13 protein-coding genes and 1 pseudogene are annotated in these 17,509 nt (G+C 42.5%); 6 read left to right on the top strand and 8 right to left on the bottom strand.

Features of this window, described 5'->3' with window-relative positions; genetic code table 11:
* Positions 1-245: 245 nt before the first annotated feature.
* From QUB35_RS18210 to QUB35_RS18200, 3 genes are all read right to left on the bottom strand, one after another.
* Entirely contained in the window at positions 246-722 is a 477-nt protein-coding gene (locus QUB35_RS18210) for a hypothetical protein (protein WP_333143187.1), read from the bottom strand.
* The gene (locus QUB35_RS18205) at positions 719-1,801 is read right to left on the bottom strand and encodes a substrate-binding domain-containing protein (protein ID WP_333143186.1); all 1,083 of its coding nucleotides are present in this window, start codon (positions 1,799-1,801) and stop codon (positions 719-721) included. The genes QUB35_RS18210 and QUB35_RS18205 overlap by 4 nt, the downstream gene beginning before the upstream one ends.
* A 456-nt stretch (positions 1,802-2,257) precedes the next feature.
* The gene (locus tag QUB35_RS18200; RefSeq protein WP_333143185.1) at positions 2,258-3,748 is read right to left on the bottom strand and encodes a mechanosensitive ion channel domain-containing protein; all 1,491 of its coding nucleotides are present in this window, start codon (positions 3,746-3,748) and stop codon (positions 2,258-2,260) included.
* 199 nt (positions 3,749-3,947) lie between these two features.
* Between QUB35_RS18200 and QUB35_RS18195 the strand changes: the two genes are divergently transcribed.
* On the top strand, positions 3,948-4,298 hold the full coding sequence (locus QUB35_RS18195; RefSeq protein ID WP_333143184.1) for a four helix bundle protein: 351 nt from the start codon (positions 3,948-3,950) through the stop codon (positions 4,296-4,298).
* 82 nt (positions 4,299-4,380) lie between these two features.
* Here the strand turns inward: QUB35_RS18195 and QUB35_RS18190 are convergent, their stop codons facing one another.
* Complete coding sequence (locus QUB35_RS18190) at positions 4,381-7,002, bottom strand: adenylate/guanylate cyclase domain-containing protein (RefSeq protein ID WP_333143183.1); 2,622 nt, start codon at positions 7,000-7,002, stop codon at positions 4,381-4,383.
* 55 nt (positions 7,003-7,057) lie between these two features.
* Positions 7,058-8,803, bottom strand: coding sequence for an aromatic amino acid ammonia-lyase (locus QUB35_RS18185; protein ID WP_333143182.1), 1,746 nt, complete (start codon positions 8,801-8,803; stop codon positions 7,058-7,060).
* Between the two features lie 214 nt (positions 8,804-9,017).
* On the opposite strand from QUB35_RS18185, the gene QUB35_RS18180 reads away from it, so the two are divergent.
* The 4 genes from QUB35_RS18180 to QUB35_RS18165 all read left to right on the top strand — a co-directional run bounded on the left by QUB35_RS18180 (position 9,018) and on the right by QUB35_RS18165 (position 13,151).
* On the top strand, positions 9,018-9,566 hold the full coding sequence (locus tag QUB35_RS18180) for an EF-hand domain-containing protein (RefSeq protein WP_333143181.1): 549 nt from the start codon (positions 9,018-9,020) through the stop codon (positions 9,564-9,566).
* Between the two features lie 632 nt (positions 9,567-10,198).
* Complete coding sequence (locus tag QUB35_RS18175) at positions 10,199-11,131, top strand: pentapeptide repeat-containing protein (RefSeq protein ID WP_333143180.1); 933 nt, start codon at positions 10,199-10,201, stop codon at positions 11,129-11,131.
* A gap of 165 nt (positions 11,132-11,296) precedes the next feature.
* A complete protein-coding gene (locus QUB35_RS18170; RefSeq protein WP_333143179.1) occupies positions 11,297-11,683 on the top strand; it encodes a four helix bundle protein in 387 nt (128 codons plus the stop codon).
* A 118-nt stretch (positions 11,684-11,801) separates the two neighbouring features.
* Positions 11,802-13,151, top strand: coding sequence for an AAA-like domain-containing protein (locus tag QUB35_RS18165; protein WP_333143178.1), 1,350 nt, complete (start codon positions 11,802-11,804; stop codon positions 13,149-13,151).
* A gap of 148 nt (positions 13,152-13,299) precedes the next feature.
* Here QUB35_RS18165 and QUB35_RS18160 read toward each other — a convergent pair whose 3' ends face one another.
* The 3 genes from QUB35_RS18160 to QUB35_RS18150 form a co-directional block, all read right to left on the bottom strand.
* Complete coding sequence (locus QUB35_RS18160) at positions 13,300-14,307, bottom strand: hypothetical protein (protein WP_333143177.1); 1,008 nt, start codon at positions 14,305-14,307, stop codon at positions 13,300-13,302.
* Between the two features lie 15 nt (positions 14,308-14,322).
* Positions 14,323-16,314, bottom strand: coding sequence for a histidine phosphatase family protein (locus QUB35_RS18155; protein ID WP_333143176.1), 1,992 nt, complete (start codon positions 16,312-16,314; stop codon positions 14,323-14,325).
* Positions 16,315-16,520: 206 nt separating this feature from the next.
* On the bottom strand, positions 16,521-16,658 hold the full coding sequence (locus tag QUB35_RS18150) for a hypothetical protein (RefSeq protein WP_333143175.1): 138 nt from the start codon (positions 16,656-16,658) through the stop codon (positions 16,521-16,523).
* A 394-nt stretch (positions 16,659-17,052) separates the two neighbouring features.
* On the opposite strand from QUB35_RS18150, the pseudogene QUB35_RS18145 reads away from it, so the two are divergent.
* A pseudogene (locus QUB35_RS18145) lies at positions 17,053-17,386 on the top strand (Uma2 family endonuclease); the annotation flags it as partial.
* Between the last annotated feature and the right edge of the window lie 123 nt (positions 17,387-17,509).

Genomic DNA, 17,509 nt, shown 5'->3' with positions numbered 1-17,509 from the left:
GGTTGCGCTGTAGAGCATTTTAAGTTTAATTAAGTTGAGCAGGTAATGAGCGAGGAGGTTAGTGCCGACGAGATGTCGTCATTGGGTGCCCATTTTTTGAAAGCTTTTAGAGCAATTTCAGGGACTCCACTGGACTCTATAGCAATCATAAGTGATTTTCTATATCTGTAAAATCTGAAAGTCTTGCTATACAAGAAGTCTAGGAAGACAAGAGGGCGTTATGTTGTGAGACTTAGATCGGATTGCTATATTTGCTCGTCAACTTGAATAAGAGTGCCACTGGGAGTAACTTGTACTTCAAATTCAAAGCCTTGTTGGTTTTTACCTCTGAGTATGTATATTAACGAACCATCTGACTTTAGTTCAATTCGGGCTTGGCTAAATGCAGCATTTGTCGCTGTCTTTGCTGAAGACATTGCTGGAAGTGCTACTTCTTCTAGGGGTATTTTTCGTACTATTCCCCCTAGATTTTGGGCTATTAATGAAACAGGCAGGAGGCAGGAGGCAGGAGGCAGGAGGCAGGAGGTTTTATGAGCTTTATCAGTGGCTCCTCTGCCTTCTGCCTTTGGAGATAAACTTCTATTGTTAGTGAGAGATTGAGCCTGAGCATCACCCAAATAAACAGAGGAGGCAAGGATAGCTATTCCTGCAAGTCTTAAAAATTTCCCCGAAGTAGCCATGCCGGAAGTTCGCATTTTTGTAGTTATTTTTTTCTGGTTCATTTCAATTGTAAAAACTTAGTTTTTGATTCATCCAAGACGGTCTGTTTAACTGGGAAGTAGCCCAAACTAGAAATTTCTTCGTTCACATAGGTCAAGTAATAGTTAACAAATCCTGCTACTTCCGGTCGTTGCCGAATCGCTTTGGCATCCGCATAAATATACAACGGACGAGTTATCGGATATGTTGCCAGGAAAGGGTCTACTCTATCAATAGCGATCGCCCTCAACTTGTCGCGGTTTTGTTGATAGGAGGCATACTCTAAAAAGCCTATCATATAGGGATTAATTAAAGCTTCTGAGTGCAACTGCTCTACAAAGTCATAAAATACCGTATTGGGAGCATTAGTAAGTTGGCTAACGTTCCCTTGGAAAATAGCTTGGGAAAGCAGGTCAACAGAGCCGCCAGTAGCACCCCCCGCTGGGACAATGCGTTTAATCAGCTCTTTTGGCCATTTGGGATTGACATCTGACCAATTTTGAACAGTGAATACTTTTGCCAGTTCGTCGCGCGTCAAACTGTTTGGGACGAAATTATTCTGAGAACTAACTACAATAGTCACAGCATCGGTGGCTATTTGAAAGTTGATCGGCTCAACACCTGATTTGGCACAGGCTGCTAACTCCTGACTGGTAATCGGGCGAACTGCATTGACAATATCTACCTTTTTATCCTCGCAAAATAGCTTGAAGCCAACCTGAGTATCAATACCAGCGAGATTAATCTTGCTGGGATAGCCGTCTTGGATAAAGCGTTGAGCAATAGCCTGACTAATCGGCAAAACTACCTGGCTTCCCGATATCGCCAGTGTTCCCTCTAGTTCCAGGGGTTTTACTTCGGGTAAGACAATACCCTGTTTAGCTGAGTCTTGAGTTGAGGGTGATTTAACTAATTTCCCCTCGACTTTCTGAATACCCAAGTTTTCTTTGGAAGCTTGATCCGTACTAGCTTGATTGCCAATATTTGCTTGTGAGGTTTGGGATTGACCAGCGCAGGCTGTTAACACTAAAACTAGGTTGAGCAAAAATAAGTAAGTTATGTAATTTTTTGCTCTACTTATTCTCATCCTGATTGATGACATATATGGGAACTACCCAGGTAGTTAGGAGGGAAATTGAAAAAAATCGGAAATCTGTTAGTGGGTTTATAGTCTCCTTTCCGGGAGAACCTAGTGTTTACTAGACCTGAAGGTGTCGTATTTATTTGAAGTAAAATTTAAACTTTACCAATAAACAAAATCTACACTATTTGACCAAAAAAGTCAAGCCTAAAACTACCAAACAAATAACTATTTTTAGCGCTAATTTCAGGATAGCCAGAGTCAGGAGGCAGAAGGTAGGAGGCCGGAAACAGGAGTAATGAAAGCTACCTGTTTTTGCGATCGCTCGTGTTCGGCATCCCCTTGGCGGTTGCTATAACTTTATCAAAATTCAGGGTTAAAAACTCAGCTTTCAGGGCGGAATGTTTTTGTAAAACCCATCCGAAAAACATCACGCTTCATGTGTCAATAGTCAACAGTCCAAAGTCCACCATTTAACTATCTTCTCACTTGCACTCGGCTACCATTGTTGTTAATAGGCGGCTTCACATCCTCCTTAATTCCTTTAGCAACTAAAACCATTTTTTTGCGTTCTTCGATATATTGGAGAAATTCTGAGGCAAATTTATGGTTAGATTCAATTGCTTCGACAATCTTTTCGGCGGGAATGACTACAACCTCAACATCTGCCTTGGCGATCGCTGTAACTGGACTTACCTCTCCTGGAAAAATAGCCATTTCACCAAAGGCTTCGTTAAGTTCAAGCTCATCCACTACCTTGCGATCGCCTTTTTCATCTTTTAGGTAAGCCTCTCCCGTACCCTTGAACATAAGATAAAGTCCCTCGTCTTCTTTGCCTTCCTGAATAATGAGCTCACCTTGGCCGTAGCTTTTAAATCTAGCTCGTTGGGCCAATTTTTCAATCTGATTGTCATTGAGCGTTAGGAAATATGGGAGCGATCGCAAATAAGTTACCAATTCCTCTTGGCGATTTTCTAATACTTGAGGAATCCGGCTCGGTATTCCTTGTTTGGCATCGACGCTGTATTGAACTGCGATCGGATAGGGGGCGGTAAAACCATAACGTTTGGTCAGATAGTAAAGTCGGGATTTGAGCTCTGGAGCAACGAAAATAGCTTTTTCAGGCAGCACTTTATACCAAAGGTCGTAGGTGATACTGGAATCTCCATAGGAATTAACCTCAGCAAAACCTTTGCCTTCGATCGCATCTATACCTTCCAACAAGCTACTTAGTGCTGGAATCACTTCATTAGGAGAGTCGTCGTAAGAAAAGCTGGCGGAAATATTTTTAAACATTGCTCCCTGGCCATAATTGATAATCTTTGCCTTCGACAACACACCATTGGGAACATTTAATTTCCAGGCAGGAGTTCCTATGGTGACCGACCACCAATTTTGTTCGAGTACCCGCCCCTGCTTTCCGTCTACCTCAATCCAGTCACCCGTTCTGAAGGGTTTAGCAAATAGCAGCAACAATCCTGATACCAAGTTACTGAGGGTATCTTGCAACGCGAGGGCAATTACTGCTGAAGCTATCCCTACACTGGAACCCAAACCAGTAAAACTTATATCCCAAACTCCATTGAGAATGTGATAGCCAATGGCTAAGATTACTACAGCCCTAGCTACCTGAAAAAACAGGTTAGGGACATGAATTTGCCATTTGATAGTTTCTTTTTTTGTAGTCAGTAAGGCGTTGACTAAAGAAAGCCCCGCTACAATCACGGCAACCCAAGTTAACGTTTCCACAAAACGTGCCCAGGAATCTTTTCCAGCCACGTTCAAAAGCTGCCGCATTACCAACAGCACGGCTAACGGCGGTAACAGATACTCGCGCACCTGACGCAGACCAATTGCTAAGGGGTGTTGCTGGCGTTCCAATCTTGAGGCAGCTTCGCCAAGCAATATGCCAAACAAGGGGAATCCCAATCCTAAAAGCAATAACCATCCCAGAAGTGATTTATCCATGATTGTTTTTTAACCAACAAACGGTAAGTAGCGGGGTAGGAGGCAGGAGGCAGAAGGCAGGAGGCAGGAGGAGGCAGGAGGCAGGAGGAGGCAGGAGGCAGGGGGCAGGGGCAGGAGGAGGCAGAAGGCAGAGGGCAGGAGGAGGTTTATAATTGTTTAGTTTAGTTTGTCCCAACTTCCTACTTCTAACTTCTAAACCATGAGCTACAGAGAGCAATTTATCTGGCAGTGTGGAGTCAAGCTTGCTATTAACTGCTATCGACTTACCGAAAAATTCCCGAAATCTGAAATTTACGGATTAACTAGCCAGATTAGACGTTCGGCAGTTTCTGTGCCATCAAATATAGCCGAAGGCTATGGAAGACGAACGCAAAACGAATATATCCATTTTCTACACATTGCTTTAGGTTCGCTTCGAGAACTTGACACTCAGTTGATTATTTCCAAGGAAGTCGGATTAGCATCTCCTGAACTATTTAGTCCTGTTTTGGAAGAAGTCGATAGGTTTCAAGGAATTTTAGTTTCAAGCATTCAAAAAATCAAATCTTAAAACCCTCCTGCCCCTTGTCTCCTACCTCCTCCTGCCTTCTGCCCTCTGCCTCCTGCCTCCTGCCTCCTGCCTCCTGCCTCCTTCAAACGCCTATTTTTTCCAACTCAACTTCTGCTGCTGCTTCTTTCATAATCTCGCTCAAGAATGTGTAAGCTTCTTCCCATGCCTTTCGCACAGGCGTAGTAAACTCTTCACCCAGTCCTTGCGCTAAAGCCCACAGCAAAGCTTCGCCGACGGTATCGTAGTATTCAGCCTTGACACCATAGCCCGCATGGTCGCGACCCAATTTCTGGACGGCTGGGATAATCTTCTCTGGCTGACGCAAACCTTCGACTGCGATAGCAAGCGTAGCCATTAACTTACCTTCCTGCGGTTTCATATTCCCCTTAAACATAGGACGAAAAGAAGGTGCTAATTCAAACAGCCGATTGTAGAATAGTTCGGCAGCCTTCCCAGAAATAGGCTTGACTTTTTCAAAAGATGACTGAACCAAGTCCACCTGACTTCTCATCAACTTTTGGGCCGTTACTAACGTCCAGGTTTCTACATTTCCTAGATTTTCAATATTCACCGAAGGGTTCTGCATGAATGTGTAGCTATCTGCTACCCGTTCATACACATTCTGAGTTAGCAAAATATAGTTCAACTCAGTTTTGCTTTGTAAGCGACTTGCCAAATACACTGTTTCGCCCCAGATGCTGTACGCAATTTTCTGGGTTCCGACTACTCCTGCTGTGATTGGGCCTGCATGAATGCTGATGCGTAAACCCAAAGCAAAATTACGACGACCATTTTCTCGGCGTTGGATAATGTCTAACATGGCTAGGGCAAAATCAATCGTTCGTTTGCTGTGGTCAAATCTGATTTGGGTGAGTCCACACACTGCTACGTAATCTGTACTAAGAGTGTTTTGCCGTTCTACACCAAAATGTTCTGCCGCTTGGTCAAATTCATCAAATAGTCTGGTAAGCAGTTCTGTTATCTCTACCGGTGACATTTGCTTGCTCAACTCAGCAATACCTGCCACATGGGCATTGAGAATGGTTACTTGCTTGAGGCTGTCGGCAATTACTAACTCTCCTTCGTTTCGGCGATCGACGATCGCGCTGGGTAGGATATTATGCAAGAGAATATCATTTTCTTGCTTCTTGGTTTCCAGTTGTTCCTCAGTTTGGCGTAATTTGTTCGCCACCTCTTTGAACTCGGTTGCCAATTCCCCAAATTCGTCTTGGGATTTCACATCAACTTCCACATCCAGTTCACCGGCACTAAGTCTCCGGGCGCTATCAGTCAAACGACGCAGGGGAGATGTGAAAATCTTTGCAGCAATTGCCGCTAAAAACGCCGTTCCTAGTAGAAAAAGTACCGCCGCCATCAACAGAATTACCTGCAACGTGTAAAGCGGACGATAAGCTTCCCCCACCTCCATCTCTGCCAGAATCGCCCAATTTAAGCCGTTCAACTTCAAAGGAGCGTAGGAACTCAATACCTCAGCCCCGCGATAGTTGCGGTCTACTATCAAGCCTTGTTTCCCTGCTAAGGCAGCTTGGGCTGCGGTCGAGTTGATTTTCTGTAAGCCAATGGTAGTGTTGAATTTCTCCATCAGTTGCAGAGTTGTCGGGTCAGTCCCCGTGTAACGAACCACGTTTTGATATTTTTTGGGGTCTTCAACCCAAAAACGGGATGTCGAACGCATTAAGGAATCCGGCCCGACTAAATAAACTTCCCCCGTTTTCTGCAAACCACTGCCTTCCCAATTATTACTCCGGCTAATAGCCCGGTCGATTTTTTCAATGGGAATTTGCACGGCCAAAATGCCAATCATGTTAGAACCGCTATAAATGGGTGTTGCCACGAATGCGGCTGGAGCGTTATAAGAGGGTCGGTAAGGTTTGAAATCAGCAACCTGAATGCTACCTTGTGTAGGATTTGACTGGACTGCCTGCACCAAATCAGTTAGTGAACTCTGGGCGTAAAAACCCTGTAGTTGATTAGTCGCAAAATCTGTCTCTTTAAAATAGGAATAGATGATATCCCCGGTTTTAGGATTAATCAAAAATAAATCGTAATAACCGAATTTTTGGATAATTTCTGCAAATATTTTTTGATATTTGGCATGAGCTTTGCTGTAATTGCTGCCATCACCAGCATCGAGTAGCTTGTTTTTTTCTCCGACTGGGTTGGGATTAGAAGCAATGTAGTGATACTGGAGATAGCGAGCTGCTTGTCCGGTGGGACGATAGACACTGGGGGTCACTTCTTGTGGGGCGAGATTTGTTTTCAACCGAGGGAAAAATTGCTCGGTGTAGTAAGTATCCAGCGCTGTCTCCCATTCGGCAGGAATAAAGCTGCGCTCCAGGTTGCGGAAACTCCCATTCAAATCCACCATTGCTTTAACAACGTTGCTGTCTGCTGCCAGCATCCCTACTTGGTTGTTCAAATTTTCAAAGTAGGATTCAAACTGCTCGGCTTTGCTGCTGCTGATACCTGCAAGTTGCTCGGCGATTTTGTTTCTGAGGGTGGCTTGTGTTTGATACCAACCAATCCCACTAACTACCACTACGGAACCGAGGCTAACTCCTAGGAGTAACGCTTGCATTTTGGATTGAATTGTCCAGCCGGCCAGTAGTTTGAAATTACCCAGTTTGAGATTACCTAGGGAGTCATTACGGAATTTACGCAAGCGATTTAGGGGATTTAACATCTTTTTTATTGCTCTACAACAACTAAAATTAGTGATTTTTTTCAAACTGATAAACCTATTTAGGGTAGGCTTTCAAGAACGAATACGACTTTTCTATATCATACGTTAACACCCGATCGCTTTTCATGAAAGGAACAACCTGCCTGTACTGTTCAAAGAAACTTTTGGTGACTGTCGATAATTTCAAATTAGGATTCTTTTGCAATCTTAAGTCAATAGCTTGTGCAGCGTGCATCATTTCGATTCCTAAGATGTAATAGAGGGTATCAATCTGTGTCCTAACACGCTGCACAGTTCTGGGAGCATTGGTTGAGACATCTTCGATATTTCCAGCAATGGCAAAATTATCAAGTATTGGTGCTGCTAGTTCCTGATTTTCTACGGCTAAAGCTACGAAAGTTTTCTGAATTGCACCATAGGCATGAACGGTATTTTCCGTTCCTAAAAATCGGGACAAGTGTGTAAAATGTGGGTCGCCCAGCTTAATTGTTCGCTGGGCCGATGCGTTTGAAAGGTAGCTCAAAGCGATCGCCGCTTCTTGAAACGAAATTACCCAAGGTAAGGGCGAAAAGTTAGCCGTTGGCATAACAGCTCCTCGAATTCCTCCCTCATTAACATAGAGAGATGCTTCCTCAGATCGAGTTGATGGTGGTTCAACATCGAGTACAACAGCCGGATTATCATCCGAGGAATTGAGTTGAATCTTGAGTTGTTCCTGTAGTTGTTTTAAAGAATGTTCGCCCGCGCCTAGTATATAAGCACCTGTGCGATATGAAAGAGGGTCTTGAAGAGCTCTCTCTTCTGACTTTTCCCAGAGATAGCTTCCACTGAGAATTTCTCGGATGTCTCTCGATACCTGATTTGCTTCTGGAAAAGGTCGAATTTTGTTAGCATCTTCTAAGAAAGGTTCAATATTACCGTCGAAAGCTTCAAGACTTAAAGCAAAGACCAGTTTTGAGATATTTAATGCGTTTTCAAGCTCGGCTACTGCTAATGCACCCAAGGCTGCTGAGTAAGCATTGGAACTGAGAATTGACAGTGAATCTTTACCAAAGGGGACTAAAGTCTCAAGCCCAGCCATTTTCAAGGCTTGACTGGCAGGCATCTTTTTATCTTGGTAATACACTTCTCCCTCGCCAATCATCGCCAAACCAATATGGGTAATCAGGGTAATATCAGCTTGTCCCACAGAGCCTCTAGAGGGAATTATAGGAACAATGTCGTTGTTTAAAAAATCGCTGTATAATTGGGCAACTTTCGGTTGAACGCCTGTTGAACCAAATAAAATAGAGTTGAGGCGAACCGCCATGATGGCTCGTACTACATCTTTGCTCATTTCAGGGCCTGCACCTGCACTATGAGCGTAAATTAAGCCTCGGTTGAATTCTTGAGAGCGTCGAATAACCTCTTCACTCAAATTTCCCTTTGCATCAATTAGAGTCTGGTCTTTATTTAAGCCTACCCCTTGAGTGAGACCATAAATGGCTTGACCATTTTTAGCAGCAAGTAGCAGCAATTCATGTGCGGTTTGAAGTCGTTTTAAAGCTGCATCACTAATGCTCACTTTGGCACCGTTTCTGGCCACTTTTATAACATCAGAGGGCGTGAGATTATTGCCATTAAAGACTAAGGTTTGCGTTTGCTGGGTTAATTGAGCGAGTTCCTGAGTAGGTTTCTTAAAAGCATAAAATCTTTGGGAAACCCCTTCAGAAGCTTTGACCTGTCCGCTAAATAGACATAGTGAAGTAGATACCAACAAACCAATATATCTACTATTTCGAGGCTTTATTGATTTTTTCATTATAAAAATTGTATGTCTGACTTTATATATATCACACTATTTTTTTTGAGTCAAGCCATTTTCTAAGCTTTTTGCAGCTAAAATATCCTTTACTTTAAAGTGGAAAGGTAGGAAAAGTAGGAAAAGTAGGAAAAGTAGGAAGTTATTACAACCACGATTAAAAAATAAAAAAATAGCTTATTATGGGTTGAGTTCTCACAATACAGGTCAACCTATGCTAACTGAACTTCAAAAAAAGAAACTGACCTATCAATTTTCTATATTTGACGTTGATAAAAATGGTTTTCTGGAAAAATCTGACTTTGATAAAATTGTCAATGGTTATGCAGAAGCTTACAACCTATCACAGGATTCTGAAACCTACCAATATCTTTCCTCAACCTATGCTAAGCGCTGGGAGGGGCTTGCAAAAGAGGCAGACACAAACGCAGACAATAAAGTGAGTTTAGATGAGTGGCTTTCCTATCAAGACAACTTAGTGAACGATCCCAAAAGCGACTTTCTCTGGCTGAAAATAGCAAGTATGTTTCACGAGATTCAGGATGTAGATAAGGACGGTGCAATAAGTCTTGAAGAATATAAACTCATCTACAAAATTCATGGAATTGGTGATGATAGTTTAGCCGCAGAAATTTTTTCCAAGCTTGATTTCGATGGGGATGGCAAAATTATGAAAAATGACCACCTGAATTTAGTTGCTGATTTCTACTTGAGTAATAACCCAGAATCGCCTGGTAACTTATTCTTTGGTCCCTACGAGTAAGCTGACACTTAAGGATTCAGAGCGCAGATAGAAGTTGCCTGAGAACCCGATGACTTCAGAGTCTCAGGCAACATCTATCTGCAATCCCGGAAATCCCCCTCTAAAAAATAAAGAACGAATATTTGATAGTCACCTTAATACATATTTTCCATGCTTGGGTTGAATTCGTATTTTTTTTTCATTACACTTAGTATCAAGACGCCGCCCCTTAAAAAACTTTAAGCATTCTGTGTTATACTTTTGGTATTGACCACAATAAATTTTTTGCCGGAAACTATCAGATATACGGGTTGACCAAAAGTTGGTAAATCTCGGAATAATCGCTCGGAAATCTGATGCGAGTCTTGGGTATAGTGTGGACTATTAATTAGAGTTATGCTAGAATTTGCTTGCGTTCAGTTTAAGCTCAATTTTTTTTGTAGGTAACATCAACCTGGTGAATCGAGACAGAGCGAGCGCTAAACTCCTAAATTCAGCCAATTTTTTATAGTATTCATGAATATTTTAAATCTAGCCTTAGTCTGGGAAACAAGCGAGGACAAAGTATTAGTATAGATGACAAAGGTAGGAATATAAGGCATCAGAATCCAGTTTGCTCAAAAACAATCGTTAAGCCGAGCCAGGCCTCGTTAATGCTCATGAACCTAATTAATGCCAGTGACATTCTTAAGCGTTATGCCGAGGAGGAACGCAATTTTCTAAATCTTAACCTTAGTCGAGTTGACCTGAAGGGTACTGACCTACAAGGAAGTGATTTTAGTAATGCCAACCTTAATAGTGCCGATTTGAGTTCCACCAACTTAAGCGATACAAATCTAATGGGGACAGATTTGAATCGAGCCAACTTAAAACAGGCAAACTTAAGTCAAGCGTGTCTACTCCACAGCAGCCTTGTTTGGGCGGATTTAAAGGAAGCCATATTAGTTAACGCCAACCTGAGTCATGCTCTCCTAAATAATGCAAATCTAACTTCTGCCTGTTTAAAGGGTGCTAATTTAAGTGAAGCGTCTTTACAAGGCGCTTGTTTGGTTCAAGCAATACTGAGTCAAGCCAATTTATTGAAAGCAATCTTGAAAGGGGCAGATTTCACGGCAGCCAACATCGATGAAGCAAATCTGCGTCAGACAAATTGGGAAGGTGCCATCTTAAGCCAAGCCTCGTTACAGCGAGTTGATCTGGAAGAGAGCCAACTTAATGAGGCAATTTTAAAGAGAGCTGATTTGACGGAGGCGGATTTGGTTGGGGCTGATTTGAGATATGCGGATTTGACAGAAGCAATTTTGTGCCGAGTTGCTCTAGAGTTAGCCAACTTAGTTGGCGCTGACTTAAGTCGTGCTAATCTAAAACAAGCCTCTCTATTTCGAGCTGACCTAGAGGGAGCAGTCTTGCGAGATACCAATCTAGTTGAGACCGATCTGAGACACACTAATTTTAAAGAGACTCAGCTAATGGGTGCTGATTTCTCTGGTTCTCGCGTCAAAAAAGCCTGTTTTACAGATGCTCAAGGGTTAACTTGCCAACAGAAGCAGTGGCTCAGAGCTAATGGAGCCTTGAATATCCCCTGACAGCCCTGGGGAGCTGGGGGAGCTGGGGGAGCTGGGGAAGCTGGGGAAGCTGGGGGAGCTGGGGAAGCTGGGGAAGCTGGGGGAGTTGAGTAGAGAAACCTTTAAAAGTCATAAGGACTTGGACATATACAAGAATAAGATCAGGAGCTGGGGGAGCTGGGGAAGTTGAGTAGAGAAACCTTTAAAAGTCATAAGGACTTGGACATATACAAGAAGGCGTTTGAAGCTGCGATGCAGATTTTTGAATTGTCCAAAAAGTTTCCGGTTGAAGAACGATACTCATTGACAGATCAGATTCGTCGGTCATCACGCTCTGTTTGTGCTAACTTTGCTGAGGCATGGCGAAAGCGTCGGTATCAAGCAGCCTTTATCGCTAAGCTAAACGATTGCGAAGCTGAAGCAGCCGAAACCCAAACATGGATTGAATTCGCAGTTAGATGCAATTACATAAATACTGAAACAGGTCGAGAACTTTATGGAACTTATAACCAGGTTTTAGCTGGTCTTGTAAGCATGATTAACAACCCATCACCTTGGTTGATGAAACATTAAGCTCCCCCAGCTCCCCAGCTCCCCAGCTCGTTCTTAGTGTCATTCCTCCACACCCAGCCCCTAACCAGAGATGCCGTGAAAAATCAGGAATATCCCAGCTTAAAAAGTTGCGACTTGAATGAAAAATCTTGAAGAACGTGTTGAATTTGCAATCGACTTAGTTGCTACAGAAACAGGGTTTTCGCTTAACTTTATTCAAAAGGTAATCTTGCGAGAATCTCTACTCGAAGACAAAAAAACTTACGCTCAAATTGCTGAAGAAAATAATTATTCGGAAAGCTATATTAAGTTTTCAGTTGCACCTAAGTTATGGCATTTGCTTTCACAGGCGATCGGTGAAAAAGTTAATAAAACAAATCTTCCGGCGCTGCTAGAACAGCATTTGATAAATCAGAATAATCCTTCGCCCACTGAGACAACAGCAGCAATGTCTGGGGTGGGATTGACTCCTGAACACTACGTTTTAGAATCTCCTGAAGGACAAGTTCCCCTCGCTTCGGGCCTGTACGTTGAGCGATCGACTATTGAACAAACCTGTTATCAAGAAATTCTCCAACCCCGTGCATTCCTTCGCATTTGTGCACCCCGAAAAATGGGGAAGACTTCCTTAATCGCACGCATTTTGGATTGTGGCAGCAGTCAGAATTACCACACAGTGAGACTTAGCTTACATTGCGCCGGCACAGAGGTGTTTGCTTCGAGCGATCGCTTCTTACGCTGGTTGTGTACCAATGTCACTCAACAGTTGGGTTGGGAATCTAGATTAAATGACTACTGGGATGAGGATATGGGAGCCTTGATGAACACCACGATTTATTTTCAAGGTTATATCCTCAAGGAAACCTGTAACCCTATTATTTTAGCACTAGATGGCATCGACCAATTATTTCAGTATCCAGGACTCGCTGGTGATTTTTTCGTGCTGTTGCGTTCCTGGTATGAGGAAACCAAAGACACTTCGGTTTGGCAAAAGTTACGAGTCGTGATGGCTCATTCCGTTGAAGTTTACATTCCCTTACCCACCCATCGTTCTCCATTTAATGTAGGATTGGCGATCGAACTGCCTACCTTTAACCAAGAACAGGTGCAGGATTTAGCTCAACGCCACCAACTTCCACTCACGACGCCTGAACTTGAGCAGTTAATGAAGCTTACTGGTGGCTTTCCGTATTTAATTCGACTGGCCTTGTATCAAAGTGCCCGCTTGAATATTCCTATAAAAACGTTACTTCAAGATGATACCCTTGATAGGGGAATTTATCATAAACATCTTCAGTATCAGTTGTATATTTTTCAGCAATATCCTAAATTAGCTGACGCTTTTAAGCAGGTTTTAACGGCTCCTCTTCAGTTAGAGATGGAGGTGGCGTTTAAGTTAAAAAGTTTAGGTTTGGTGCATATAATCGAGAATCAAGCAACTGTTAGCTGTGAGCTATATCGAGAGTATTTCCGCAATAATTTTTCTTAATTGTTGAACAGCATTATTTTTATTTTAATATCCTCTTATTTTTTTTGAATAGCAATTTTTTCATGAAAAACATAAATTTACTCGGCGATAATGGCGGACTTAGTGTGATACTTACAAAATGTAACGAAATATTTCGTTAACAGCATCATCACGTATACAGTAACTGCACGCTATTTCTTTCTTGTTCTGTCATTACTAACTGATCTGGAGTGTAAAGAGTACGAACCTTAAAACGTTCTGAGGCTATCCGATCGACTAAGACTTTACAGGCAATAAGTTCCGGAGCTTTGCCTTGAACGGAACTCTTCTCAAATCTCGATATAGCATCACGTACCGCATCTATGACTATCTCATTTCCTTTGGTTACATCAACAGTGCTTCGTTTTTCTTGAATCAGGCTTGCTTTCAAGTCGGACGGTGCAAAAAAGATTACTTCAGCGCCAGCGAAACTCTCTAAAAGGTCGAGGGAGTACTTATTTTCTATTGATATACCGATTCTAATATTATTTCCAAACGCTTTCCTCAACTGGTGATACAGTTCATGATATTGCTGCTTATCAGTACAATAGGGTACGAGAACTGTCATCTGTTTTCCGGATTCAAGGCAAGAAGATATGACACCCAGCTCTCGCCTTAGTAAGTAAGGCTCTTCAAGCAACCGCTGCGCCCCTCTCACTGTATTAGGGAGCTTAGAGTTGAGAAATGCGAAGTCATCAGTAAGGTAGTCCAGCATTCTATAAATGATATTATCAGGAAACTTTTGGACGAGCGCATGAATATCTCGAAGATGAGATCGGCTAACTTCCAGATCGCCACTCTCGTCGATGACCGGTAGTTTACTGTTGCCAATGCATCGAAGAATCACCGTCTCGCTCCGAACGAATACGGTATCGGTGTACTGCTTTATCGATTCTGGAAGAGTATCCCAGAAGGAACAGAGCATTCCTCTCAATTGATTATTCGACATTTGAACTGTAGCAAATGGTAAGAGGGGATTGTCTCGGTACCTTCTATAGTGACCGAGTAAACTCTCCTGAAGCATACATGCAACATGGCCTCCAGTACGCACATGACAGTTAGGGTGAACAGTCGTGTTTGTAGCAGAAACGAATTTTGCAAATTCATAGTCTGGCTTGTCTCCGGCTTGTAAACGCATATGATTTGTCCTAAGCTAAACGTTCAGGTTTGCTACCAACCCATAGGTTGATAGATAGTCTTCTAATTCTTGTAAATCTACCGAACCATTTTTATCAGCGTCAAGAGTATTAAAAAGATAATCAGCTATGTAAGTCCTAGCTTCTTGAGAACTACGTTCCCCTGTTGTCAGATCTTCAATTAACCCTAAAAGCTCAATAATTTCAGCTTTTTCCAGTGCCTTACTGCCATCAGTATCCAATTGACTGAACAGCTTTTTAATATCTTCTGTTGCCATTCTCGAAGAACGCATTGTTTCTTGCAACATTTCATTGGTGAAAGAAGCCATAAACAATACTTGCTCGCCAAGGGGAATGCAGAAAAAGCCCAATGCTGCCCAAAAAGCTGTATATTTGAGTGCATCTATATTGGCGGTTGTACTCACGCCACTGAACAAAGCAGCCCAGAGGAAAAAGTTGGGATTTACAAGTAGGATATAAGCATCCTGCGCTTCGGCTTTGCTAATCCAACGCTGGGAAAATACTAAAGTTAATACCGCTAAGCCGCGCATGAGGGCAAATACGAGTATGGCAAAACCAAGTTGTTGCAGACAGGCTAAGACTCGGTTTGTATCTGTTGGGAAAAAGATATCGGAAATAAATGTTGCAGGGGTAAATTGAAACCCTGTTGCCAAAGCCATTACTGCCACAGTCAAGACACCGATAAATTTCCAATTTTTACTGTGGTGATTAGAATCAACAGGAGATTTAGCACGCCAAATCTGAGCGAGAGTTGCTGGTATGGCCAAGCCAACAATCAGAATAAAATAGAAAAAGTTGAGGCTAGCAATATTAATTGGTAATTTCGCAACAGCAAATGTCCCAATTAGTGCAACGGGAGCGATGATTGATAATGTCCTGGATATTACAGCCGAGGGATAAAGATTTCCCCCCCATAGTACTGATAAAACTGGGGAAGTCAGGGCTGGCGGCACCATCCAAAACAGCACCCACAAAACTTTGTATAAATCCCCGGTATTTTGATACAAAACTCCTGAAAATATTAACAATAGCCCAACAGTCCAGCGTACCAACATCCACGATTTAACGACAGCCTTCACACTTTTAGAAACTTTGCCCCTAGTCCCGGCAAAGTCAATGTCTAAATAGGTATAAAAGGTAGAAATTGCCAAACAGCTAACAATTATTACGGTAAAAAGATTGGCAGGAATTCCTGGTGCAAAAGAGCTGGCTACCTTTAGCAAACCGCCAATTAAAAATGCAATGGCATACAGAAAAATGCCCCACATTGTAGTAAGGTCATTTATCTGTTTACGCAAAGATGCGCTACCACTAGATTCTTTCTTACGAAAATTAACTAAATCTTCTTTACTCAGCGCTTTGGCATTGGAAAGTTTCAGGGTTTTGTAATCAGTTGGCGGTAAATCACTTAAATATAACGCTAGAGCTTCCAAAACATATCCATGAGACACCACCAATACATTTTCACCGCGTTTTAAGTGCGGTACAACCTTCTCCTCATAAAAAGAAGCAGCCCGTGCGTAAACTTGAGCCATTTTCTCCCCGGCTGGCGGCGTCTCGTTATGGGAATGCAACATTTCCTCGAAGGCTTCGTAGCCAAGAGCCAGTCGCACTAGATTTATGTTGCGTCCGGCAAAAATACCAAAGGATTTCTCACCAATGCGATGGTCTATTTGTAACGGGGTATCTGCGGAAGCTCGCCCTTGGCTAACTTCAAGTGCTAACTCGCAAGTTTGCTGCGCGCGTCTCATATGAGATACATAGACAGCATCAAACTTCATCCCTTTTTTCTTAATATCCATTCCAGCACGGCGTGCTTGCAGCTTACCAAATGCTGTGAGTCCCACATCCAAAATACCCGCAAAAATATTGCGCTCATTGCTGGTACTTTCGCCATGTCGAATAAAGTATACCTTTCCTGGCAGATCATCTGTTCTTTCAGATGCTGCTGAAACCCGGCTAGTAGAGCCGTAATTCGTTTTTGTCATGATTTTTAAGGGATTAAATCCTTAATGATTTTCAAAGGCAATCGTTAAGGCAAGCGATGTGTTAATGATAGTGAATATCATTTAATCGAGAACAAGTAACTGTTAGCTGTGGCCTATCTCGATAGTTATTCCGCCCTTATTCTTATTAAATTTTGAGCAGCATTATCATTATTATGGCTGGCCCGCTAATCTAATAATAACTTTCTCTAACTAAATAAATCTGCTCCAGCAATAGTGAGCAGTGCATATCTATAGTTAAGGTATGCTTCCATGGGAGTTTCAGAAATACCTAAGTTCTTTTTCTGAAATTCTGAAGCGCGTAGTACGTCGGTGATATTGCTCATAAATTACCTTTTTGATGTCTGGGAATCCGGACTTACGCAAATTTACTTTTTTGCTTGACTCAACCTTATTCAAAGGGAAGCTTTCCACTGTGCGGTTGTTTCCCTCGGCTGAATTTCTTAATCCATAGCAAAATTAAATCATAAAACTTTAGGCATATCAATATAACAAAGTTGGCTAGATTGAATTTACCAATATTTAAGATTCCATAGTTAAAAGATACCAACTTGATATATTAAAGATACCAACTTTATATATTGCGTTTTACTAGAAAATATGCATTGTTAATTCGATCGTCAATCTGAACAGGGATATTGGGCGACTTCAGTGCCTGACTTGTGTCAAGGGCGATTTCACAGATTTGCCGCGCACGCCTCATGTGAGAGACATATATGGCATGGTGCGACTCACTCTCCTGATGCCTATGCAGGTGAGTCGAGAACGTTGGCCGGCACTCACTCCGGAACAAAAAGGAACGTTTGCTACTATTTGCCCCGATTTTGTGGTTGAGTTACGGTCTAGCTCAGATAGTCTTAAGTCCCTGCAAGCCAAGATGAGGGAGTATATCGACAATGGCGCTCTCCTTGGCTGGTTAATCGATTCGCAGCAGCGACGGGTGGAAATTTATCGATCGAGTAAAAATGTGGAAGTGTTGGAGAATCCTGCTGAGTTGTCTGGTGAAGCCGTGTTACCGGGTTTTGTGTTGAATTTACGTCGGGTGTGGAATTAGAAATAGTGTTCTGTCGCGATGAGAACTCTACTCCTGAGTAAGAAAGGCAGGAGGCCGGAGGCCGGAGGAATGCCTGCCCCTGTCTTCTTGATGTGGTCAAACGTCAGCACTAAGGACTTTCTT

It is taken from the genome of Microcoleus sp. B13-B6 (assembly GCF_036705405.1).
GTDB lineage: Bacteria > Cyanobacteriota > Cyanobacteriia > Cyanobacteriales > Microcoleaceae > Microcoleus.
The sequence above is the reverse complement of the archived record's forward strand: the minus strand, read 5'-3'. Positions and strand labels throughout refer to the sequence as shown.